Genomic DNA, 22,330 nt, shown 5'->3' with positions numbered 1-22,330 from the left:
TCTTTATTGTTTGTTTTTGCGGTGTTGTGCTAGTACACGATTTATTTTTTCCACATTAAGATAAAGCTGAATGCGATAAAGTGCCCAAACCGCAATATAAATAGTAAGGAATATGAGCCAGAATCCAACACTGTTTATGACCGAATCGATCCATCCGTTAAAAAGCATCATAGTAATCACTAAAGCTAAAGTAGCAAAAAAATGTATTCCTAAAGCGGTCAGGAAATTTAAATTCTCAATGTCAAATAGAATCGAGAGGATACCAATTCCAGCGCTCATCAGTAGGATACTAAAAATATTTACGCTAGTTGGCGGTACGTCTTGAATGTGTAACATTAATATTAGTAAGTAAGAAAATGATCCATAACCGATTCCGATAATAGCGTAACGCAGTAATCTTTTCAAAATAAGTCCTCCTATCGAATTCCCAAATGTTGCATGAGTGATTTTACATATTTTCGGCTGACATCAGTCTTAATGTTTTCAGTAAGCGTGGCTGTCATATTACCGGAAAAACTATCTGATAAAGAAAGTAGATGATCTAAATTAATATAGGCATGTTTTGAAATCTGGATAAAATTAGGATTGTCGACCCGTTTAGCAAAGTGAACCAATGTTTCTGCTGTCGTGATGACTTCTTCAGTAGTATAGATTAAAAGTGTTGACTGTTGGATATCTGCTAAAACAATGGAATCAATTTTAAGCATAGTAAGCTGGTCATCTGTTTTTATAGCTAAGATTTTAGGTTGCGATACTTGGTTTTGGTATTGCTCGATATAATCAATTAAAGTTTGGACTTGCGCATTTTTACTAGCTGCTCGGACAACGACCTCAGGTTCTGTAGAAGAAACTTGCGGATCGTTTTCAAATCGACACTTAATCAAATTTAGCCCCCTCTTTCTCAAAAAATATTAGCGAAATAGCCTTTGTTGTTTTTTATAGTTTTTAAGCCATTGTGGAAATAATACCAGAAATAAAGTGATTATGAGAATACCTACGAGTATGATGTAGGTTTGCTGGAATGTCAATAATTGCGACAGTCTTAAGCGTACACCCATAAATTCTGTGAACTGCTCGCGGGCAGAAGAACTTCCTTTAAAAGTATCAGTTAATGTGGGGCTTAATAAGATTTGACGATACAAAGAAGCGATATAGCTTCCAGGTGTTAATTTCATCAGCGTTTGGGCAAAACTGGGCAACGCTCCGATAGGAACATAAGTCCCTACCAGAAATCCTGCAGCCGTTCCAACAATAGTAGCGAATTTGCCAACATTATCAACGGTTTTAATAGATTGAATCATAAGATCATTTAAAACAGCTGCTAATAGAGAATTAAAAATCATCAAGAACAAAATAGCAGGTAATTGCTGCCAATAAAAGACGGTTTGGTTAGTAAAGTAAAAGTAGGTAAACATGACGCTAAATAAAAGGATTTGCATGATAGCACCTATAAACGCAGCACTTAACAAATAACTTAGGCGTAAGCGTAACCCGCTAATATCGGTTAAAGATAAATCTTGGTCAACTTGAGATTCTCGATCTTTGATCCGTTGTGATAGGCTGGAAAGGGTCGTTGTGATACCCGTAATCGTTAGTGTACCGCTAATTAGCCAAGTATCTAACAATTGATTTGTTTGGGAGATCTTTGACCAATCTTCTGCCATGGTTTCTTTTAAGAAGATTAAATAAAGGACGAATGAAATAAATGCTCCTAATAACGAAAATAAAATGCCGGGGCGATCACGAAAATATAAAAGTAAATTACGTGTTATTAATGCGCTCATTTTATCGGACCTCTCTTCCAGTTAAATTCATAAATGCGTCATCTATGGTTCCAGATTGAAATTCAAATTCTTGAATAAACATTTGATATTTTGCGAGCAATTTGATGGTTTGTTGCGATGTTTGGGGTAAACAAGTGATTTTATTTTCTTGCTTACTAAGGATGGGAATTTCTTTTTCAATTGATAAATCTGATTCGTTTTGCGGTTTAGTTATAATTGTTAATACATTATTTGCATAATGCTGTTTGATTTCTTTGGCAGAACCTTGAGCGATTAATAGACCATGATCGATAATATAAATTTTGTCGGCATCATCTGCTTCATTTAGATAATGCGTCGTCAGAACAATTGTTAGTTTTTGTTCAACTTGCAATTTTTTTAGCAAAGTCCAAATAGCTGAACGCGTTTGGATATCTAAACCCGTGGTCGGTTCATCTAAAAAAAGTACATTTGGTTCATTTAATAAGGCACGAGCAATGTCTACGCGCCGTTTTTGACCGCCCGATAATGTCCCATATCGTTGGTGAGAAAAACTAGTTAATCCCAATTGTTCAATTAATTGTTTAACCTTAGTGGATGCAACTTCATGGTATTGCCGGGCACGTATTTGTAAGTTTTCTTGTACAGTCAACATTTTGTCTAAGACGCTTGTTTGAAAAACTACGCCAATTTTAACTTGTTTTTGATAATAAATACGACCTGCTGTTGGTTGTGTCAATCCAATTAATAATTGCATTGTAGTTGATTTACCTGCGCCATTTGGACCCAGAATAGCCGTTAAACTTCCTTTTTCTATCGTTATATCTAAATGATTAATAGCGATGTGTTTCCCATAAGTTTTTGTAAGATTATCGGTTGTTAAGATCATTTATTTTCCCACCTTTCAAGCAGAATGTAGCAAAATAAATGCAGTTTGTCTGGAGTTTTAAGATGAGTGGTATTTTTCAGTTGGTAAGTGGCAAAATGTATAGGTTAAAAGTATGGGAGTAAATGAAATTTTGCGATGACAAAAAGGTTAAAAGGATAGATTGTAAGAAAATTGAAAAATATTGTGTTAAAAAAGGGGGGCATAAGTTTACACAAGAAAACTTAGTTGAAGAATGCTGCTAGCATTTAATGCTGAGATTTTTCAAATAAAGAAGACGGAGATAAAGTTTGTGAGTTTTTGCTAGCTATTGTATAAAGCAATCAGACTTTTAAACAATAAAAAAAGACCAAAACCTTATCACATAAGGCTTTGATCTTATCGTTAAAATCTTACAGCAATTGGTTGTAGTATTCAACGACTAATGCTTCATCAACATCAGGTGTCAATTCTTCGCGTTCTGGTAAGCGAGTCAGTGAACCTTCTAGTTTTTCACCATCGAAACTAGTAAAAGCAGGCGTACCTACAACAGATTCAACAGCTTCTTTGATTGCAGTCATTTCTTTTGATTTTTCACGTACGCTAATGACTTGTCCTACTTCTACATGATAAGAAGGGATGTCCACACGTTTACCATCAACTGTAATATGACCATGGTTAACTAATTGACGTGATTGACGACGAGTTGTTGCCAATCCTAAACGATAAACTACGTTGTCCAAACGTTGTTCTAGTAAGATCATGAAGTTAACACCATGTTTACCTTCTTTAATCTTGCTTGCTTTTGTAAACAATGTACGGAATTGACGTTCAGTTAATCCATACATACGACGTAGTTTTTGTTTTTCATTTAATTGCAAACCATATTCAGAACGGGCACCACGACTAGTTGGTCCGTGTTGTCCTGGTGGATAAGGTCGACGAGCTAATTCTTTTCCAGTACCGGATAGAGAAATACCTAAACGGCGGGAAGCTTTCCAAGATGGTCCTGTATAACGAGACATTAAAGATTCCTCCAATAATATTTTTTGGAGTAAAATAATCCGATGAAATATTCATAATACGTGTAGTTCGCTCTTCAATCTTCACCTTTGCAGCCGCGGCTACGCAATTGAACCTGATTAGGCGACGAACTGGTGACGAATTATTATACCTCTGCTGCATTATTTTACACGAAGAGTATTATACCTTGATATTAAGCATTCTGTCAAGAAATTTCCTATAGCTGCTCATTTTTGGACTTGTTTTACAAACTATTTTTTTAATTAGCTAAATCAAGGACAACGTATTCATCGGTATCAGTTCGATGGAGCAAGGGACCGCAAACAAGGAGGCAGCTCCAAGCCAGTAAAAGAAGGAATAGTAAACAAGTTTACTGTCTCTAAGTTGGTGTAAAGACAGTTAATAAAAAATAAAAACTTTTTATGCTTGTCTTTTTAGGATTCATTCCATGAGATTTACAAGGGATTCTAAAATGATGCTTCTTCCTGTTTATTTAACTGTAAAAGCGATAGGAAAAATTTGTTGGAAATTCTATAAACAGCCAAAGATGAATTCTGAAAGTAAGGAAATAAAAAAATAAGGGTCGTTTTCAGGGAAGTGTTATTTTTCACAAAACTGCTTTACAAAACTATGCCAGCTCATTAAAATATATACGATGGTTGGCAAGCCAGCGTGGAGTAAACAGTAAAGGTGGAAAAGGAAATGAATTCGATATCAGCATTATTTGAAAAAATAGATTCTTCAATTATAAAAAAGGTAGATTTAATTGAGAGCAGCTACACGCGTTATGCGGTTCGTGCAGTATTAGCTTGTTTATTTTTAACATTAGGAACGGCGATCGCATTTGGTACAGCAATGAAAGCAGAGGAAGTAGCGCCAGGCTCTGGTAAATTTTTATATGCGTTTATGTTCAGCTGGTCATTAGTAATGATTTTATATATGAATGCAGAATTAGGTACTTCCAATATGCTTTACATGACTGTAGGGGTATATCGTAAAAAAATAGATATCAAAATAGCGGGGAAGATTTTATTTACCTGTATTTTGTTTAACTTAATTGGTGGCATTTTTTTTGGTTATTTAATTTCATTAACGGGTACGTTTCAAAATTTGCCAGCAGATAATTTCATGTTTACTTCGCTGGCGGATAAATTAGAGAAATCAACAATTCAAATTTTAGTTGAAGGTGTTTTTGCTAATATTGTTGTCAATACAGCGGTTTTAGTTAGTCTGCGAATGAAAGATGATGCAGGCAAAGTTTTAGCCATTATCTTTATTATTTTTATCTTTGCTTTTTTAGGATACGAACACGTTATCGCAAACTTCCCCGCATTTTCGTTAGGTTATTTTGCTTCGCATGGGGCAATAAGCACAATGACTACAGCAAATCTTATCCATAATATTTTGTTTGCATTACTAGGTAATTACATAGGAGGCGGCCTGGTGATTGGTCTGGTTTACGCTTGGTTAAACAATACGAAGTCTGACTACGTAGATTAAGCTTAGATACAAAATATGGAAATATTCTGAAGATTGTTGACAACAAAGCGCAGGTTTGCTAAGATCCTTTATAACATATTAAAAACACATCGATAAAGAAAGTAGAATTTGTTTGGATTTCTAAAAGAGAGCTTCATTAGCTGAAAAGAAGCGAAAGACACAAATTTGAAAATGGCTTTAGAGTGGGTATTCTGAAAAAAATAGGAATACACGGTATTCTCCGTTATCAAGAATTCAATATTAAATAACTATAGCGTATTGGAGACAGAGGTAAAAATAGCGATATTTTTACAAAACCAAGGTGGTACCATGTATGTTTATTACATCCTTAAAAGACAAATTGTCTTTTAAGGATTTTTTTATTTTTTAATCAAAATTAAGGAGGAGATAGTATGAGTCAACAAGTAGTCAGTCAAGATGCAGTGAATCGTTATGAAATTGTAGGAAGTTTTTTACGACCAGAAGCGTTAAAAGAGGCTAGAGAAAAGTTTGGCGCCAAAGAAATTTCGTATCAAGAATTGCAGGAAGTAGAAGATCAAGAAATTACGAAATTAATCGCTAAAGAAAAAGAAATTGGCTTAAAATATATTACCGATGGTGAATTTCGACGTAGTTATTGGCATCTAGATTTTTTCTGGGGATTAGCCGGTGTCGAACATAATATCATGGACCAAGGCTATCTTTTCCATGGTGAAGAAACGCGTGCAGATTCTGCTCGTTTGGAAGGGAAAGTCAAATTTAACCCCAATCATCCGGTGTTTAAGGAATTTAGCTTTGCCCATGAACTTGCTAATGGAGATGTGCAAGTACGCCAAAGTATCCCAGCGCCGGCTCAGTTTTTTGCAGAATTGGTTCGTGGAGAAAACGAAGAAAAAATTGACCAATATTACTCCGATCGCAATGATTTGTATCAAGACATCGCTCAAGCTTATCGGGAAACGATTTTAGAGTTGTATAACCTAGGCTGTCGGAATGTGAAGCTGGACGATTGTACCTGGGGAATGTTGGTAGATAAAGGTTTTTGGCAAAATATGACCAATGAGGACTACGACACGCAAGAAATCCAAGAGCAATATTTGCAGTTAAATAATGCCGCATTAAAAGATCTGCCAGAAGATCTGCACGTGACCACTCATATTTGTCGCGGCAATTATCATTCAACTTTTGCTACTTCAGGTGGTTATGAACCAGTTGCGCAAACTTTGTTTGGTAAGGAAAATGTGGAAGCCTTTTTCTTGGAATTTGACGATGATCGCTCAGGAGATTTTGCTCCACTACGTTTTGTACCAGAAGAAAAACAAGTTGTTTTAGGTTTAATTACGAGCAAAAGCGGAAAATTAGAAGATAAAGAGGCCATTGTCAATCGAATTCGTGAAGCAAGTCAATATGTTCCACTGGAACGTTTGAATCTCAGCCCACAATGCGGGTTTGCATCTACTGAAGAAGGAAATATTTTAACGGAACAACAACAATGGGACAAATTGCGTTTAATCATTGAAATTACCCAAGAAGTTTGGGGCCAGTAAACAAGACCATTGAATTTAGCTAAAATTTATGATTAAGTATTAAGTGAACATAAATTTTAGCGAAAGAGAGCCTGACCAATACGATGAAACGAAAACTATTTGCTTTTGATATTGACGGAACATTGCTAGATTCGAACAAGCGTCCCTTAGCTAGTACCATTGAAGCACTCCAAGAACTAAGAAGTGCAGGCCATTTTGTAACGCTGGCGACGGGACGTACACGTTTTTTGGCGCAAGATTTGATTTATCAATTAGAATTTGATAATTATATCCTTTGCAATGGGTCAGCTGCTTTTTTAAATCATCATCAAGTTTATAAACACTTACTACCCAGAATGGAAATGCAACATTTTGTAAAAGAAGCCAATGGTTTAGGCATTGATACTGTCTTTGTCGGGATTGACGCTTATAAACGGAATACTTCTTTTAATTTGGCAACTATAGAAAACGCTATGCATTCAGTGGGCTCTGTTGCCCCTGACTTAGATCATAGCTTTCCGCAAAGAGAAGATATATATCAAGGACTAGCGTTTTATGATACATCATTGGAAAATTATTTTGACGATAAATATCCTAATCTGTCTTTTGTGCGCTGGCATGAAAATGGCGTAGATGTGATTCCCAAAGGTGGCTCTAAAGCTGCAACGATTCTTGAGATCGCTCATCGTTTAGGGATCGATCAAGAAGATATTGTTTCTTTTGGCGATGGTATGAATGACCGCGAAATGTTGCAAGCATCCGGTTGTGGTGTGGCAATGGGGAATGCTCCCAAAGAAGTTGCTTTGTATGCTGATCGTATTACAGATGACAATGATCATGATGGTATTTGGCAAGCATTGGATGAATTAGGCTTTTTAAACAGAGCAGTTAAAAAAAGAGCGTAAGCAAATTTAGACTTGTAAAGCTGGTAATAGCTAGCTTTACAAGTCTTTTTTTTATCAACAGCTAATGACAAACCAAGTAAAATCACTTTTTGTAGAAGTAAGTATAAAGGTTTCTTGTTATTAGACAAGCGGTAATTTTCAAGTTTTATTTTACAATCTAGTCAAAACCTTTTTTTTAAAACATAAAACGATTATAATAGGAAAAAGATAGAAAAAGAGAAGAGGAGATTGTGTGCGGATTTTATTTATAGGTGACGTTGTGGGGTCTTTGGGTAGAAAAACGATCACTGAATATTTGCCGAAACTAAAAAAAGAATATGCCCCCCAAGTGACCATTGCCAATGGTGAAAATGCTGCAGGTGGCAGAGGAATCACCGAAAAAATTTATAAAAAATTTCTACAAGAGGGAATTGATGTCGTGACATTAGGCAATCATGCCTGGGATAATCGTGATATTTTTGAGTTTATTTCAGAAGCTAAACGAATGATCCGTCCTGCTAACTTCCCTAAACAAGCGCCTGGCACAGGAATTACTTTTGTGAAAGTCAATGATATCGAATTGGCAGTGATTAACCTGCAAGGCCGCACATTTATGGCAGATATTGAGGACCCGTTTGAAAAAGCAGATGAACTTGTTAAAATAGCTGCCAAGCGGACTTCCTACATATTCGTTGACTTTCACGCAGAAACTACCAGTGAAAAACAGGCAATGGGGTGGTATCTGGATGGTCGTGTTTCGGCTGTAGTCGGTACGCACACGCATGTCCAAACCAATGACGCACGGATCTTGCCGGGTGGCACTGCTTATCTGACTGATGTGGGTATGACAGGTCCGTATGATGCTATTTTAGGGATGAAAAAAGAACCAATCATTGAAAAATTTATCACGGCCTTGCCTAAACGTTTTGAAGTGGTCGAAAATGGACGTAGTGTTTTATCTGCTTGTCTAATTGAGGTTGATCCACGTAGCGGCACTACTAAAAGTATCGAACCGATTTTGATAAATGAAGACCAACCATTTTTAGCATAAAACGTGGTGAATAGAGGTGTAAATTTTGGACCTTTTAAATGAAGAACCAGAAATACAAGCAGCCCTTGAGCATTTAGTTGACTTATTAGGTGAACATGACACCATTAAAGAATTTCAAGAAATTCAACAACGAGCGTTGCAAAATGAACAATTAAACGATTTAGAAGAGCAGATAAAACAGGTCCAAAAAGCGGCGGTACAATTTGCTCATTATGATAAACCAGAAGCAGAAAAACAAGCGAATGCTGAAATTGACCGATTAAAAAAAGAGTATGAAACGCATCCTTTAGTCATCAGATATCGCGAAAAAATCTTGGATGCCAATGATCTTTTGCATTATATTACCGAGAACTTTGAAAAACGAGTGAACGATGCTATCGAGGAGGAAGAAACGAATGCCTCAAAAGACTAAAAACACACCCATGATGGAACAATATTTAAGCATCAAGGATCAATATCGTGATGCTTTTTTGTTCTATCGCTTGGGTGATTTCTATGAATTATTTTATGATGATGCCTTAAAAGTAGCGCAATTATTAGAATTAACATTAACTAGCCGCAATAAAAATGCTGAAGATCCTATTCCAATGTGCGGTGTGCCTTATCATGCAGCGTCAAATTACATCGATATACTAGTTGAACAAGGCTATAAAGTGGCGATTTGTGAGCAAGTTGAAGATCCTAAAACAACTAAAGGCATGGTTAAAAGAGAAGTCATCCAATTAGTTACGCCCGGAACTTTAATGGAAGGCAAGGGCGTAAGTGCAAAAGATAATAACTTTTTAACCGCGTTGGCTTTTAACAAAACCCAATATGGACTAAGCTATGTTGATTTAACGACAGGAGAATTGTGTAGTACCCTATTGCAAGATGAGGAAAGCGTGTTAAACGAAGCTTCTTCATTGCAGACAAAAGAGATTGTCTTAACTAGTAATGAAATACCTGAATCACTAAAAGAAACGTTAAAAACACGATTGGGTGTTGTATTTTCGTCACAAGAAGAGTACGAACCCAACGCTGAATTTCAGTTTTTAACAAGTGGGCTTGTGTCTGATTTGGAAAAAGAGGTCACTGGGAAATTACTGCAATATCTTTCTTTAACACAAAAACGCAGCCTGGATCATATCCAAAAAGCTCAAAGTTATGAAGTGGATCATTATTTAAAAATGGACCATTATTCAAAGGTCAATTTGGAGTTAAAAGAGTCTATTCGAACGGGTAAAAAACACGGGACACTTTTATGGCTTTTAGACGAAACTAAAACTGCTATGGGCGGACGTTTGTTAAAACAATGGTTGGATCGTCCTTTGATTCAACAAAGCGAAATTATAAAACGGCAAGACCAAGTAGCAAGTTTACTGCAAGCTTTTTTTGAACGAGAAGATTTAAAAGAAGCTTTGACCAAGGTTTATGACCTTGAACGTTTAGCAGGACGGGTGGCTTTTGGCAATGTCAATGGCCGAGATTTATTGCAATTGAAATCTTCATTAGAACAAATCCCTGCCATTCGTACGATTTTACAAGGGATCGATCAAGGGGAATGGACTGAGACTTTAGAGGGTATGGAGCCAATGACAGACTTAGTGGAGCTGATTGGTCAATCTATTAGTGAAGAAGCCCCTTTATCTATTACTGAAGGAAATGTCATAAAAGATGGTTTTAATGAACAATTAGATAAATACCGTGAAGCGATGCGTAATGGGAAACAATGGATTGCTGAACTTGAAGCTAAAGAACGTAAAAAAACCGGTATAAAAAACTTGAAAGTAGGTTATAACCGAGTTTTTGGTTACTATATTGAAATTACTAAAGCTAATTTAGCGAATCTAGAAGAGGGAATCTATGAACGAAAGCAGACTTTAACCAATGCAGAACGTTTTATTACGCCAGAATTAAAAGAATTAGAAAAACTGATTTTAGAAGCAGAAGAACAATCTGTTGATTTGGAATATGAATTATTTTTAAATGTGCGCAAAGAAGTCAAAAAAGCAATTGACCGGTTGCAACGCTTAGCAAAAATGATTAGTAAAGCAGATGTGTTACAAGGTTTTGCTGTGGTCAGTGAACGTTATCAATATGTTCGGCCGCAATTAAGTGACGGTAAAGAATTGAATATAGTGGAAGGTCGTCATCCAGTAGTAGAAAAAGTTTTAGGCGCTCAAGAGTATATTCCGAATTCTATCCAGATGGACAAGGAAACGTTGATATTATTGATTACTGGGCCGAATATGTCGGGGAAAAGCACCTATATGCGACAACTGGCTTTAACGGTGATTTTAGCTCAAATGGGTTGCTTTGTTCCAGCAGAATCTGCTGTTATGCCAATTTTTGATCGCATTTTTACTCGGATTGGAGCAAGTGATGATTTAATTGCCGGTCAAAGTACGTTTATGGTTGAAATGATGGAAGCTAATCAAGCGTTATTGCATGCCACCCCTAACAGCCTAGTTTTATTTGATGAACTAGGAAGAGGAACGGCTACCTATGACGGCATGGCTTTAGCTCAAGCAATTATTGAATATATCCACCAACATGTTGGTGCTAAAACATTATTTTCTACTCATTACCATGAACTAACGGTCTTACAAGATGAACTGTCACAGTTGAAAAACATTCATGTAGGTGCGGTCGAAAAAGATGGCGATCTAGTATTCCTGCATAAAATGATGGAAGGCCCAGCAGATAAAAGTTACGGGGTCCATGTAGCAAAAATTGCTGGGTTACCCGAAGAATTACTAAAAAGAGCAGATACCATTTTACAAGCATTGGAAAAAGGGAAGACACTACAAAATCAGGGTATTCCCAAAGAAACTTCAGTTGCAGAAAGTTCCGAACAAGATCAACAATTATCTTTATTTAATGACTTTACAGAAGAAGAGTCTGATGTATTGGCGCAGTTAAAAGCTATAAATGTTTTGGATATGACCCCGCTAGATGCATTGAATAAATTATACGAGCTGAAGCAATCGGTACAAGAATAGAAAGAAGGGAAGTAAATGGAGAATAAAATCCAGGAGCTATCCGAACGACTTACAAATCAAATCGCGGCTGGAGAAGTTGTTGAACGTCCAGCATCGGTGGTTAAAGAATTAATTGAAAATGCGATCGATGCCAATAGTACGCAGATTGATATTTTACTCGAAGAAGCAGGCTTAAAAAAGATTCAGGTTACAGATAACGGCGAAGGTATTGAACCAGAAGATGCGGAGAATGCCTTTAAACGTCATGCGACAAGTAAAATTCACAGCCGTGATGATTTATTTCGGATTCGAACACTGGGATTTCGCGGCGAAGCTTTGCCTAGTATCGCTTCAGTATCTGAAATCACTTTTGAATCAGCGGCCAAAAATGCTGCACAAGGTACTTATCTTTATCTAAGAGGGGGAGAAATCGAAGACAAACAGCCATCTGCTTTACGTCAAGGTACTAAAATTGTGGTGGAAAACCTCTTTTATAATACCCCGGCCCGTTTAAAATATGTCAAAACATTGCAAACTGAGTTGGCTCATATTGGGGATATTGTTAATCGTTTAGCCTTAAGTCATCCCAATATCGCCTTTGGCTTAGTCCATGAAGGAAATCAAATGTTGGCAACTTCTGGCAATGGTGATTTGAAACAGACGATTGCTGGAATTTATGGTGTGCAGACTGCTAAGAAAATGCGTGAAATCCAAGCGGAAGATTTGGATTTTAAAATCAAGGGATATGTTACCTTACCCGAAGTGACTCGGGCCAACCGTAATTATTTATCAACGATTGTTAATGGACGCTATATCAAAAATTTTGCGTTAAATAAAGCAATTGTTAATGGCTATGGTTCGAAGTTGATGGTAGGACGTTTTCCAATTGCAGTTGTTGAAATCGAAATGGATCCGTTATTAGTAGATGTCAATGTTCATCCTACTAAACAGGAAGTACGTTTATCAAAAGAACAAGAATTGACGGCCTTGCTTTCTAAAACGATCAATGAGCGGCTAAGAGAAGAAAACCTCATTCCTAATGCTGCTGATAATTTGAGCTTTTCTAGGGAAGATAATGAACAGGAAAAAGCGCAACAACTGTCAATGGATTTTGCAGAAGCCAAAAATAATGAAAATGCAAGTTTAGCTTATGATAAACAAACGGGTGATTTTTATGTAAATGAAACAGCAAATGCGCCTGTGGAAAACTCTGTGGATAAAACTGGGGACAAAAGTGGAAAAGTTGATGAAAATTATGAGCACACCATTTCGGATGCTGATACATCAACGTTTTATCGTCAAGCAGATACGCTTGAAAGTAAAAATGCCTCAGCCGAGGCTGTGGAAAAAGAACAAGCGTATCCTGAAAAAGAGACGCAAGAAACACTGGCTGATCACCCAGAATTAAATATCCATCAAAAAGAAAACCGGCAGATGATGGAAAAGCTGATTGATGAAAAACCAACGGAAAAACGTTTCCCACAACTGGAATACTTTGGTCAAATGCATGGAACGTATTTATTTGCGCAAAGTGAAGATGGATTATATATTATTGACCAACATGCTGCTCAAGAGCGTATTAAATATGAATATTTCCGAAAAAAAATCGGAGAAGTGTCCGAAGATTTACAAGAAATGTTGGTTCCGATTGTACTTGACTATCCTAATAGTGATGCTCTTCGTTTAAAAGAACAAGCTGAACTATTACAAGGAGTCGGCATTTATTTAGAAGAGTTTGGTGCCAATAGTTTTATTGTACGAGCTCATCCTACTTGGTACCCGCAAGGACAAGAGGAAGAAATTACGCGAGAAATGATTGATATGTTGTTAACTACAGGTGAAGTAAGCGTGCATAAGTTTCGTGAAAAATCTGCCATTATGATGAGCTGTAAAAGGTCAATCAAAGCCAACCATTATTTAAATGAACCTCAAGCACAGGCACTATTGAAAGATTTGGCAAAATGTGAAAACCCATTTAATTGCCCACATGGAAGACCAGTACTGATTCATTTTGATAATTACGATATGGAAAGAATGTTTAAACGTATTCAGGATCCCCATCGTTCAGCAGAAGCTTGAAAAAAAGACAGCTTATATATTAGGCTGTCTTTTCTTTTTACAGCATTTCAAAAATGAAAAGAAATAATGAAAATTTATGATTGACTTTTCAATGTAGTACGTGGTAAAGTATTCAACGTTGTCGCAAACAACTAGATTATTTCTTTCAAATAGTTATTTAAAATTTTATTAGAAAAATAGTTGAATTGTAGTTGACAAATAATATATCAGCTGTTATGATAACTAAGTTGCAACAAAGCGTTGTTAAAATTCTTATTTCGAAAAAATAAAAAACGTTTGACAATGTGTTGGAAAAGTGATAGTATTATTAAGCTAACACAGCAACGATTAAGTAGACCTTTGAAAACTGAACAAAGCAAGCAAACGAACCAATGTGTAGGGCGCTTCTAAAAGAAGCAACAAACATTAACAACAACGCAAGCAAGACGCAAGCGTAAAAGTAACAAGAGCTGAAACGATCAACGGTGTTGATCGATCAAATTCAAGATGAGAGTTTGATCCTGGCTCAGGACGAACGCTGGCGGCGTGCCTAATACATGCAAGTCGAACGCTGCTTCGATCGAAACTTCGGTTTCTTTTGAAGCGGAGTGGCGGACGGGTGAGTAACACGTGGGGAACCTATCCATCAGCGGGGGATAACACTTGGAAACAGGTGCTAATACCGCATAAGGCTTTCTTTCGCCTGAAAGAAAGCTAAAAGGCGCTTTTTGCGTCACTGATGGCTGGTCCCGCGGTGCATTAGCCAGTTGGTGAGGTAACGGCTCACCAAAGCAACGATGCATAGCCGACCTGAGAGGGTGATCGGCCACACTGGGACTGAGACACGGCCCAGACTCCTACGGGAGGCAGCAGTAGGGAATCTTCGGCAATGGACGAAAGTCTGACCGAGCAACGCCGCGTGAGTGAAGAAGGTTTTCGGATCGTAAAGCTCTGTTGTCAGCAAAGAACAGGAAAAAGAGGCAATGCTTTTTCTATGACGGTAGCTGACCAGAAAGCCACGGCTAACTACGTGCCAGCAGCCGCGGTAATACGTAGGTGGCAAGCGTTGTCCGGATTTATTGGGCGTAAAGCGAGCGCAGGCGGTGATTTAAGTCTGATGTGAAAGCCCCGGCTCAACCGGGAGGGTCATTGGAAACTGGATCACTTGAGTGCAGAAGAGGAGAGTGGAATTCCATGTGTAGCGGTGAAATGCGTAGATATATGGAGGAACACCAGTGGCGAAGGCGGCTCTCTGGTCTGTAACTGACGCTGAGGCTCGAAAGCGTGGGTAGCAAACAGGATTAGATACCCTGGTAGTCCACGCCGTAAACGATGAGTGCTAAGTGTTGGAGGGTTTCCGCCCTTCAGTGCTGCAGTTAACGCATTAAGCACTCCGCCTGGGGAGTACGACCGCAAGGTTGAAACTCAAAGGAATTGACGGGGCCCGCACAAGCGGTGGAGCATGTGGTTTAATTCGAAGCAACGCGAAGAACCTTACCAGGTCTTGACATCCTTTGACCACGCGAGAGATCGCGTTTCCCCTTCGGGGCAAAGTGACAGGTGGTGCATGGTTGTCGTCAGCTCGTGTCGTGAGATGTTGGGTTAAGTCCCGCAACGAGCGCAACCCTTATTGTTAGTTGCCAGCATTCAGTTGGGCACTCTAGCAAGACTGCCGGTGACAAACCGGAGGAAGGTGGGGATGACGTCAAATCATCATGCCCCTTATGACCTGGGCTACACACGTGCTACAATGGGAAGTACAACGAGCAAGCCAAGCCGCAAGGCCGCGCGAATCTCTGAAAGCTTCTCTCAGTTCGGATTGCAGGCTGCAACTCGCCTGCATGAAGCCGGAATCGCTAGTAATCGCGGATCAGCATGCCGCGGTGAATCCGTTCCCGGGCCTTGTACACACCGCCCGTCACACCACGAGAGTTTGTAACACCCAAAGTCGGTGCGGCAACCTCATTAGAGGAGCCAGCCGCCTAAGGTGGGATGAATGATTGGGGTGAAGTCGTAACAAGGTAGCCGTATCGGAAGGTGCGGCTGGATCACCTCCTTTCTAAGGAAAAATTACGGAAGTTTTACACATCGTTTGCGCTTTGTTCAGTTTTGAGAGGTTTACTCTCAAACTTTGGTTCTTTGAAAACTGGATAGAAAAACAACAATCAACACCAACCGAGAATCGCGTTGAACGCGTTTTTGAAAGAGTTCAAAAAAAAGCGGCCATCGATGGGCTTTTATCGCTAAAAGTATAGAACCATCGTTGGTCCCTCGACCGCAAGGTCGAGTAAGGTTAAGTAGAAAAGGGCACACGGTGAATGCCTTGGCACTAGGAGCCGATGAAGGACGGGACCAACACCGATATGCTCTGGGGAGCTGTAAGTAAGCTGGGATCCAGAGATTTCCGAATGGGGAAACCCCGCATTTTTAATCGAATGTGGCTTGATCTGTGAATACATAGCAGGCAAGCGGTAGACGCAGGGAACTGAAACATCTTAGTACCTGCAGGAAGAAAAAGAAAACTCGATTCCCTGAGTAGCGGCGAGCGAAACGGGAAGAGCCCAAACCAGGATGCTTGCATTTTGGGGTTGTAGGACGTTAACAGCACAAGAAAAAGGGCAGCCAAAGGATCTGGAACGATCCGCCAGAGCGGGTAAGAGCCCCGTAGGCGAAGGCCGGCAACTTGTTTTAACGGATCCTGAGTACGGCGGCACACGCGAAATGCCGTCGGAAACCGGGAGGACCATCTCCCAAGGCTAAATACTCCCTAGTGGCCGATAGTGAACCAGTACCGTGAGGGAAAGGTGAAAAGCACCCCGGAAGGGGAGTGAAAGAGATCCTGAAACCGTGTGCTTACAACAAGTTAGAGCCCGTTAATGGGTGATAGCGTGCCTTTTGCAGAATGAACCGGCGAGTTGCGTTGGCTGGCGAGGTTAAGTCGTAAAAAGACGGAGCCGCAGCGAAAGCGAGTCTGAAATGGGCGCTTTGAGTCAGTCGACGCAGACCCGAAACCAGGTGATCTACCCATGTCCAGGTTGAAGGTGCGGTAAAACGCACTGGAGGACCGAACCCACGTACGTTGAAAAGTGCGGGGATGAGGTGTGGGTAGCGGAGAAATTCCAAACGAACTTGGAGATAGCTGGTTCTCTCCGAAATAGCTTTAGGGCTAGCGTCGAGGAACGAATGATGGAGGTAGAGCACTGTTTGGACGAGGGGCCCCTTTCGGGTTACCGAATGCAGATAAACTCCGAATGCCATTCATTTTGCCTCGGCAGTCAGACGGTGAGTGATAAGATCCATCGTCGAAAGGGAAACAGCCCAGACCACCAGCTAAGGCCCCTAAATGTATGTTAAGTGGAAAAGGAGGTGGGGTTGCTCAGACAACTAGGATGTTGGCTCAGAAGCAGCCATCATTGAAAGAGTGCGTAATAGCTCACTAGTCGAGTGACCCTGCGCCGAAAATTTACCGGGGCTAAACATACTGCCGAAGCTGTGGAATGCACCCTTAGGTGCATTGGTAGGAGAGCGTTCTAAGGGCAGAGAAGGCAGATCGTAAGGACTGCTGGAGCGCTTAGAAGTGAGAATGCCGGTATGAGTAGCGAAAGACAGGTGAGAATCCTGTCCACCGTAAGACTAAGGTTTCCTGGGGAAGGCTCGTCCGCCCAGGGTTAGTCGGGACCTAAGCTGAGGCCGAAAGGCGTAGGCGATGGCCAACAGGTTGATATTCCTGTACCTGTTGTCTTCATTTGAGTGATGGAGGGACGCAGGAGGCAAAAGAAAGCAGACGAATGGAAAGGTCTGTCCAAGCAGTGAGTCGTAGAAAGAGTGAAAGGCTTTTTCTTGTCAACGACCAGCTGTGATGGGGAGGGAAATTTAAGTACCGAAGTTCTGGCGTCACACTGCCAAGAAAAACTTCTAGCAAGAAGGCAATGGCCCGTACCGCAAACCGACACAGGTAGTCGAGGAGAGTATCCTCAGGTGAGCGAGCGAACTCTCGTTAAGGAACTCGGCAAAATGACCCCGTAACTTCGGGAGAAGGGGTGCTGCTCTAACGAGCAGCCGCAGTGAATAGGCCCAAGCGACTGTTTATCAAAAACACAGGTCTCTGCAAAATCGTAAGATGACGTATAGGGGCTGACGCCTGCCCGGTGCTGGAAGGTTAAGAGGAGTGCTTAGCGTAAGCGAAGGTACGAATTGAAGCCCCAGTAAACGGCGGCCGTAACTATAACGGTCCTAAGGTAGCGAAATTCCTTGTCGGGTAAGTTCCGACCCGCACGAAAGGCGTAACGATTTGGGCACTGTCTCAACGAGAGACTCGGTGAAATTTTAGTACCTGTGAAAATGCAGGTTACCCGCGACAGGACGGAAAGACCCCATGGAGCTTTACTGTAATTTGATATTGCGTGTCTGTACCGCATGTACAGGATAGGTAGGAGCCGTAGAATTCGGGACGCGAGTCTCGAAGGAGGCATCAGTGGGATACTACCCTTGCGTTATGGCCACTCTAACCCGCGCCACTTAGCGTGGCGGGAGACAGTGTCAGATGGGCAGTTTGACTGGGGCGGTCGCCTCCCAAAAGGTAACGGAGGCGCCCCAAGGTTCCCTCAGAATGGTTGGAAATCATTCAACGAGTGTAAAGGCAGAAGGGAGCTTGACTGCGAGACAGACAAGTCGAGCAGGGACGAAAGTCGGGCTTAGTGATCCGGTGGTTCCGCATGGAAGGGCCATCGCTCAACGGATAAAAGCTACCCTGGGGATAACAGGCTTATCTCCCCCAAGAGTCCACATCGACGGGGAGGTTTGGCACCTCGATGTCGGCTCGTCGCATCCTGGGGCTGTAGTCGGTCCCAAGGGTTGGGCTGTTCGCCCATTAAAGCGGCACGCGAGCTGGGTTCAGAACGTCGTGAGACAGTTCGGTCCCTATCCGTCGCGGGCGTAGGAAATTTGCGAGGCGCTGTCCTTAGTACGAGAGGACCGGGATGGACCTACCGCTGGTGTACCAGTTGTCGTGCCAACGGCATCGCTGGGTAGCTATGTAGGGCAGGAATAAACGCTGAAAGCATCTAAGCGTGAAGTCCCCCTCAAGATGAGATTTCCCCTTTCTTCAAAGAAAGTAAGATCCCTGAAAGAAGATCAGGTAGATAGGTCCGAAGTGGAAGACCCGTGAGGGTTGGAGCGGACGGATACTAATCGATCGAGGACTTAACCACAGGTTCAAGGGTTTTCGGTTGCAAATGGCGGTTGTTTTTCATCCAGTTTTGAGAGAACGAAAGGTTCACTCAACATGATTTTGTGTGTGGTGGCGATCGCAAGAAGGAGACACCTGTTCCCATGCCGAACACAGTCGTTAAGCTTCTTAGCGCCAATTGTAGTGAGGGGTTATCCCCTTGTGAGAGTCGGACGTCGCCACGCAAGTCAAAAAGAACTCCGATAACGGAGTTCTTTTTTTGTGTCGTAAGATAAAGCAGAAAATGCAAAAAATTAGACAAATTATCTTAAACAAGAGAAAATGTAGCTAAAGAAGGTGATTAAATGTCTGAATATACGAAAAAAGATTTAAAAGAACAGCTTTCCTCTACTGCTTATGAAGTAACACAAGAAAATGGGACAGAGCGCCCTTTTTCTGGAAAATATGATGACTTTTATGAAAAGGGAATTTATGTAGATGTGGTAAGTGGAGAACCACTTTTTGCTTCATCGAGTAAATATGATGCTGGTTGCGGCTGGCCGTCATTCTCTCAACCCATACCTGGTTCAAGTATCCAAGAAAAAGCTGATTTTACTTTAGCACAACCACGGACGGAAGTAAGAAGTAGCCAAGCAGACTCGCATTTAGGTCATGTTTTTAATGATGGTCCAAAAGAAGAAGGTGGTTTGCGTTATTGTATTAACTCAGCTGCTTTAACGTTCGTCCCTTTAAATGACATGGACAAAAAGGGATATGGCGATTACGTGAAATATGTAGAATAGCTAAGAAAGGCCCTTATAAAAAATCCGCTTTAATTTAAAGCGGATTTTTTATTTTACTATGGTTTGTGTTATAATAAGGGAACATACGTGCAGAAAGGAAAAATTATGTACGAATATATAATTGGAAATTTAACAGAGATCCATCCTGCTTATATCGTTATAGAAAATAATGGTATTGGCTACCTAATCGCTGTAGGAAACCCTTATCAATACAGTGATCAAATGAATCAACAAATAAAAGTTTTTGTTCATCAAGTCATTCGAGAAGATGCGCATACATTATATGGCTTTAACACGTTGGAAGAAAAAAGATTATTTTTACGTTTGATTAGTGTCTCTGGAATCGGACCTAAGAGTGGGCTGGCAATTATGGCAAATGAAGACCACGAAGGGCTAATCACAGCAATTGAATCTTCCAATATCACTTTTTTGACAAAATTTCCTGGTGTCGGTAAAAAAACTGCCCAGCAATTAATTTTAGATTTGCAAGGTAAGCTGGAAGAAGCGCCAACGACAAATAAAAATACGACACAGACACAAGAAAATCCAGCGCTAAATGAATCAATGGAAGCTTTACAAGCTTTAGGTTATACTGATAAGGAAATCAAGAAAGTTTATAAAATATTGCAACAAGAAGAACCAATGACTACCGATGAATATTTGCGGATGGCATTGAAAGTAATGATGAAAAAATAATTATCACTTTATTTTTTAAACGGAAGGAGGGGTGATATGACAGAACGAATAAGTTCGCCAAATGCAAACCAAGAAGAAGAAATTTATGAAAAATCTTTGCGCCCCCAATTTTTATCGCAATATATTGGCCAAGACAAAGTAAAAGACGAATTGACGATCTATATCAAGGCAGCCAAGAATAGAGAGGAAGCTCTTGACCATGTACTGTTGTATGGCCCACCTGGTTTAGGAAAAACAACAATGGCCATGGTAATTGCTAATGAGATGGAAGTTCACTTACGCACTACAAGTGGCCCATCTATCGAAAAACCAGGGGATCTGATTGCAACATTGAATGAATTAGAACCAGGCGATGTGTTATTTATAGATGAAATCCATCGATTGCCTCGGGTAGCCGAGGAAATGTTGTATTCAGCAATGGAAGATTTTTATGTAGATATTATGGTAGGGCAAGGGACAACTGCTCATCCAGTTCATTTTCCTTTACCGCCATTTACCTTGATCGGCGCCACAACCAGAGCAGGGATGCTTTCTGCCCCATTAAGAGATCGCTTTGGTATTATCTCTCATATGGAATACTATGAGGAAAAAGATCTGAAAGAAATTGTTTTACGGTCTTCGACTGTTTTTCAAACAGAAATTGTTACAGAAGGAGCAGTTGAGATTGCAAGACGATCTCGTGGTACGCCGCGGGTTGCCAATCGTTTATTAAAACGAATTCGTGACTTTGCTCAAGTACAAGCAGATGGTGTGATTGATCAAAAAATTGCGGATAGGGCTTTATCGCTATTGCAGGTTGATAGTGCAGGGCTAGATTATATTGATCAAAAATTAATTAAGACGATGATTGAATTATATGGTGGCGGACCTGTTGGATTGAGTACATTATCGGTTAATATAGGTGAAGAACAAGAGACAGTAGAAGATATGTATGAACCCTTTTTGATTCAGAAAGGATTTTTAAAGCGTACGCCGAGAGGTAGAATTGCTACCATTCGCTCTTATGAACATTTCCATTATCCTTACCAGGATAAATTAGACTAAGAAGTAAAATAAAGGAGAAGTATATGCCAAAAGTTTTATTTGTTTGTTTAGGAAATATCTGCCGCTCCCCAATGGCGGAAGGTTTGATGAAGCAATACAGTAAAGAAAGAGGATACATATTACAAGTAGATTCAGCAGGTACTAGTAGTTGGGAAGAAGGGAACCTGCCTCACCCTGGTACCCAAGCCATTTTAAAACGTGAAGGCGTTGATTTTACTAACATGCGTTCGCGGCCTATCTCTAGCGAAGATTATTATATGTTCGATTGGATTATCGGGATGGATGACCAAAATGTGGCTGATTTAATCAACCGCGCACCACAGGGAATGGCTGATAAAGTTCATTTGTATATGGAAGTCGTCAAAGGAAAACAACAGCAGGAAATTCCTGATCCATGGTATTCTGGTCAATTTGAAAAGACCTATCGAATGCTGATGGAAGGACTTAAGCCATGGTTAAACCGCTTTAAAGAAGAAGCTTAAATGTAAAGGAGAGATAACTTATGGAAAAAAAGCCTAAAGTTTTAAATAAACTAGGAAAATTTATTCTGTTATATTCTACTACATTGTTAGATAATTTTTTAAGCGATGACCATGATAAACGTGTTGAAAAAGAAAATTTGGCAAATATTCATGCCAAATTACAAGAAGCTGGGTTACAAAATAGTTTATTAATACTACAGTTAAAAACTGAAAAAGTGGATAAATTTGAAGTGCTTGTCGGTTGGACTGTAGGTAAGAATACAAATAAAGATCAAATTGCTATAAAATTAAAAAGCAATCCGCAATTAATACGCGTGATTTCTCTTAATATGATTGATAAAGTTAGTATTTTATCTCCTAGCGGAAAAAATGTAAAACTTGCGAGATAATGTAAGACTTGCACAAATTATAATTTTCAATAACTTTTAGTCATAATTTCTTCATAACTATCTTTTATACTGTAATCATAGTTGCAAGGTAAACTTAAACAACTTTTTCACTTTTTATTTACTCCGTTCCCGTTGGTTAC

Annotated in this window: 17 protein-coding genes, 3 rRNA genes and 1 other annotated feature; of the genes, 15 read left to right on the top strand and 5 right to left on the bottom strand. The window is 39.9% G+C overall.

Features of this window, described 5'->3' with window-relative positions:
• Window positions 1-3: 3 nt before the first annotated feature.
• The 5 genes from C7K43_RS07545 to rpsD all read right to left on the bottom strand — a co-directional run bounded on the left by C7K43_RS07545 (window position 4) and on the right by rpsD (window position 3,653).
• Complete coding sequence (locus C7K43_RS07545; protein WP_157977738.1) at window positions 4-405, bottom strand: DUF3021 domain-containing protein; 402 nt, start codon at window positions 403-405, stop codon at window positions 4-6.
• A gap of 11 nt (window positions 406-416) precedes the next feature.
• Window positions 417-884 carry a LytTR family DNA-binding domain-containing protein gene (locus tag C7K43_RS07540; RefSeq protein WP_124006313.1) on the bottom strand — a complete coding sequence of 156 codons (468 nt, stop codon included), beginning with the start codon at window positions 882-884 and terminating at the stop codon, window positions 417-419.
• Between the two features lie 27 nt (window positions 885-911).
• A complete protein-coding gene (locus tag C7K43_RS07535; protein ID WP_124006312.1) occupies window positions 912-1,784 on the bottom strand; it encodes an ABC transporter permease in 873 nt (290 codons plus the stop codon).
• Window position 1,785: 1 nt separating this feature from the next.
• Complete coding sequence (locus C7K43_RS07530; RefSeq protein WP_124006311.1) at window positions 1,786-2,652, bottom strand: ABC transporter ATP-binding protein; 867 nt, start codon at window positions 2,650-2,652, stop codon at window positions 1,786-1,788.
• Window positions 2,653-3,041: 389 nt separating this feature from the next.
• Window positions 3,042-3,653 (bottom strand): 30S ribosomal protein S4, encoded by a 612-nt coding sequence (gene rpsD / locus C7K43_RS07525; protein WP_124006310.1) that lies wholly within the window; start codon window positions 3,651-3,653, stop codon window positions 3,042-3,044.
• Window positions 3,654-4,353: 700 nt separating this feature from the next.
• On the opposite strand from rpsD, the gene C7K43_RS07520 reads away from it, so the two are divergent.
• From C7K43_RS07520 to C7K43_RS07450, 15 genes are all read left to right on the top strand, one after another.
• Window positions 4,354-5,151, top strand: coding sequence for a formate/nitrite transporter family protein (locus C7K43_RS07520; RefSeq protein WP_124006309.1), 798 nt, complete (start codon window positions 4,354-4,356; stop codon window positions 5,149-5,151).
• A gap of 80 nt (window positions 5,152-5,231) precedes the next feature.
• Window positions 5,232-5,484: a binding site (T-box leader), on the top strand.
• Between the two features lie 59 nt (window positions 5,485-5,543).
• Window positions 5,544-6,677: a 5-methyltetrahydropteroyltriglutamate--homocysteine S-methyltransferase gene (locus C7K43_RS07515; protein WP_124006308.1), complete on the top strand. Its 1,134-nt coding sequence runs from the start codon at window positions 5,544-5,546 to the stop codon at window positions 6,675-6,677.
• Window positions 6,678-6,760: 83 nt separating this feature from the next.
• Entirely contained in the window at window positions 6,761-7,561 is an 801-nt protein-coding gene (locus tag C7K43_RS07510; RefSeq protein WP_124006307.1) for an HAD family hydrolase, read from the top strand.
• Window positions 7,562-7,793: 232 nt separating this feature from the next.
• Complete coding sequence (locus C7K43_RS07505) at window positions 7,794-8,591, top strand: TIGR00282 family metallophosphoesterase (protein ID WP_124006306.1); 798 nt, start codon at window positions 7,794-7,796, stop codon at window positions 8,589-8,591.
• Window positions 8,592-8,616: 25 nt separating this feature from the next.
• Window positions 8,617-9,003 (top strand): YlbF family regulator, encoded by a 387-nt coding sequence (locus C7K43_RS07500; RefSeq protein WP_124006305.1) that lies wholly within the window; start codon window positions 8,617-8,619, stop codon window positions 9,001-9,003.
• Window positions 8,987-11,572 carry a DNA mismatch repair protein MutS gene (mutS, locus tag C7K43_RS07495; RefSeq protein WP_124006304.1) on the top strand — a complete coding sequence of 862 codons (2,586 nt, stop codon included), beginning with the start codon at window positions 8,987-8,989 and terminating at the stop codon, window positions 11,570-11,572. Before C7K43_RS07500 ends, mutS begins: the two co-directional genes overlap by 17 nt.
• A gap of 15 nt (window positions 11,573-11,587) precedes the next feature.
• Window positions 11,588-13,630, top strand: a complete 2,043-nt coding sequence (mutL, locus tag C7K43_RS07490) for a DNA mismatch repair endonuclease MutL (RefSeq protein WP_124006303.1) — start codon at window positions 11,588-11,590, stop codon at window positions 13,628-13,630.
• A 482-nt stretch (window positions 13,631-14,112) separates the two neighbouring features.
• Window positions 14,113-15,668 (top strand): 16S ribosomal RNA (locus C7K43_RS07485).
• A gap of 232 nt (window positions 15,669-15,900) precedes the next feature.
• A 23S ribosomal RNA gene (locus C7K43_RS07480) occupies window positions 15,901-18,819 on the top strand.
• Window positions 18,820-18,904: 85 nt separating this feature from the next.
• Window positions 18,905-19,021 (top strand): 5S ribosomal RNA (gene rrf / locus C7K43_RS07475).
• Together the 16S, 23S and 5S rRNA genes form the textbook arrangement of a ribosomal RNA operon.
• 120 nt (window positions 19,022-19,141) lie before the next feature.
• Window positions 19,142-19,579, top strand: a complete 438-nt coding sequence (msrB, locus tag C7K43_RS07470) for a peptide-methionine (R)-S-oxide reductase MsrB (RefSeq protein WP_124006302.1) — start codon at window positions 19,142-19,144, stop codon at window positions 19,577-19,579.
• A 105-nt stretch (window positions 19,580-19,684) separates the two neighbouring features.
• Complete coding sequence (ruvA, locus tag C7K43_RS07465) at window positions 19,685-20,275, top strand: Holliday junction branch migration protein RuvA (protein WP_124006301.1); 591 nt, start codon at window positions 19,685-19,687, stop codon at window positions 20,273-20,275.
• 36 nt (window positions 20,276-20,311) lie between these two features.
• Entirely contained in the window at window positions 20,312-21,319 is a 1,008-nt protein-coding gene (gene ruvB, locus C7K43_RS07460) for a Holliday junction branch migration DNA helicase RuvB (RefSeq protein ID WP_124006300.1), read from the top strand.
• Between the two features lie 23 nt (window positions 21,320-21,342).
• Window positions 21,343-21,801 (top strand): low molecular weight protein-tyrosine-phosphatase, encoded by a 459-nt coding sequence (locus C7K43_RS07455; RefSeq protein WP_124006299.1) that lies wholly within the window; start codon window positions 21,343-21,345, stop codon window positions 21,799-21,801.
• A 20-nt stretch (window positions 21,802-21,821) separates the two neighbouring features.
• Window positions 21,822-22,190 carry a hypothetical protein gene (locus C7K43_RS07450; protein WP_124006298.1) on the top strand — a complete coding sequence of 123 codons (369 nt, stop codon included), beginning with the start codon at window positions 21,822-21,824 and terminating at the stop codon, window positions 22,188-22,190.
• Window positions 22,191-22,330: the final 140 nt, after the last annotated feature.

The organism is Tetragenococcus koreensis (assembly GCF_003795145.1).
Lineage (GTDB): Bacteria > Bacillota > Bacilli > Lactobacillales > Enterococcaceae > Tetragenococcus > Tetragenococcus koreensis.
This window is presented reverse-complemented; position numbering and strand designations above follow the sequence as displayed.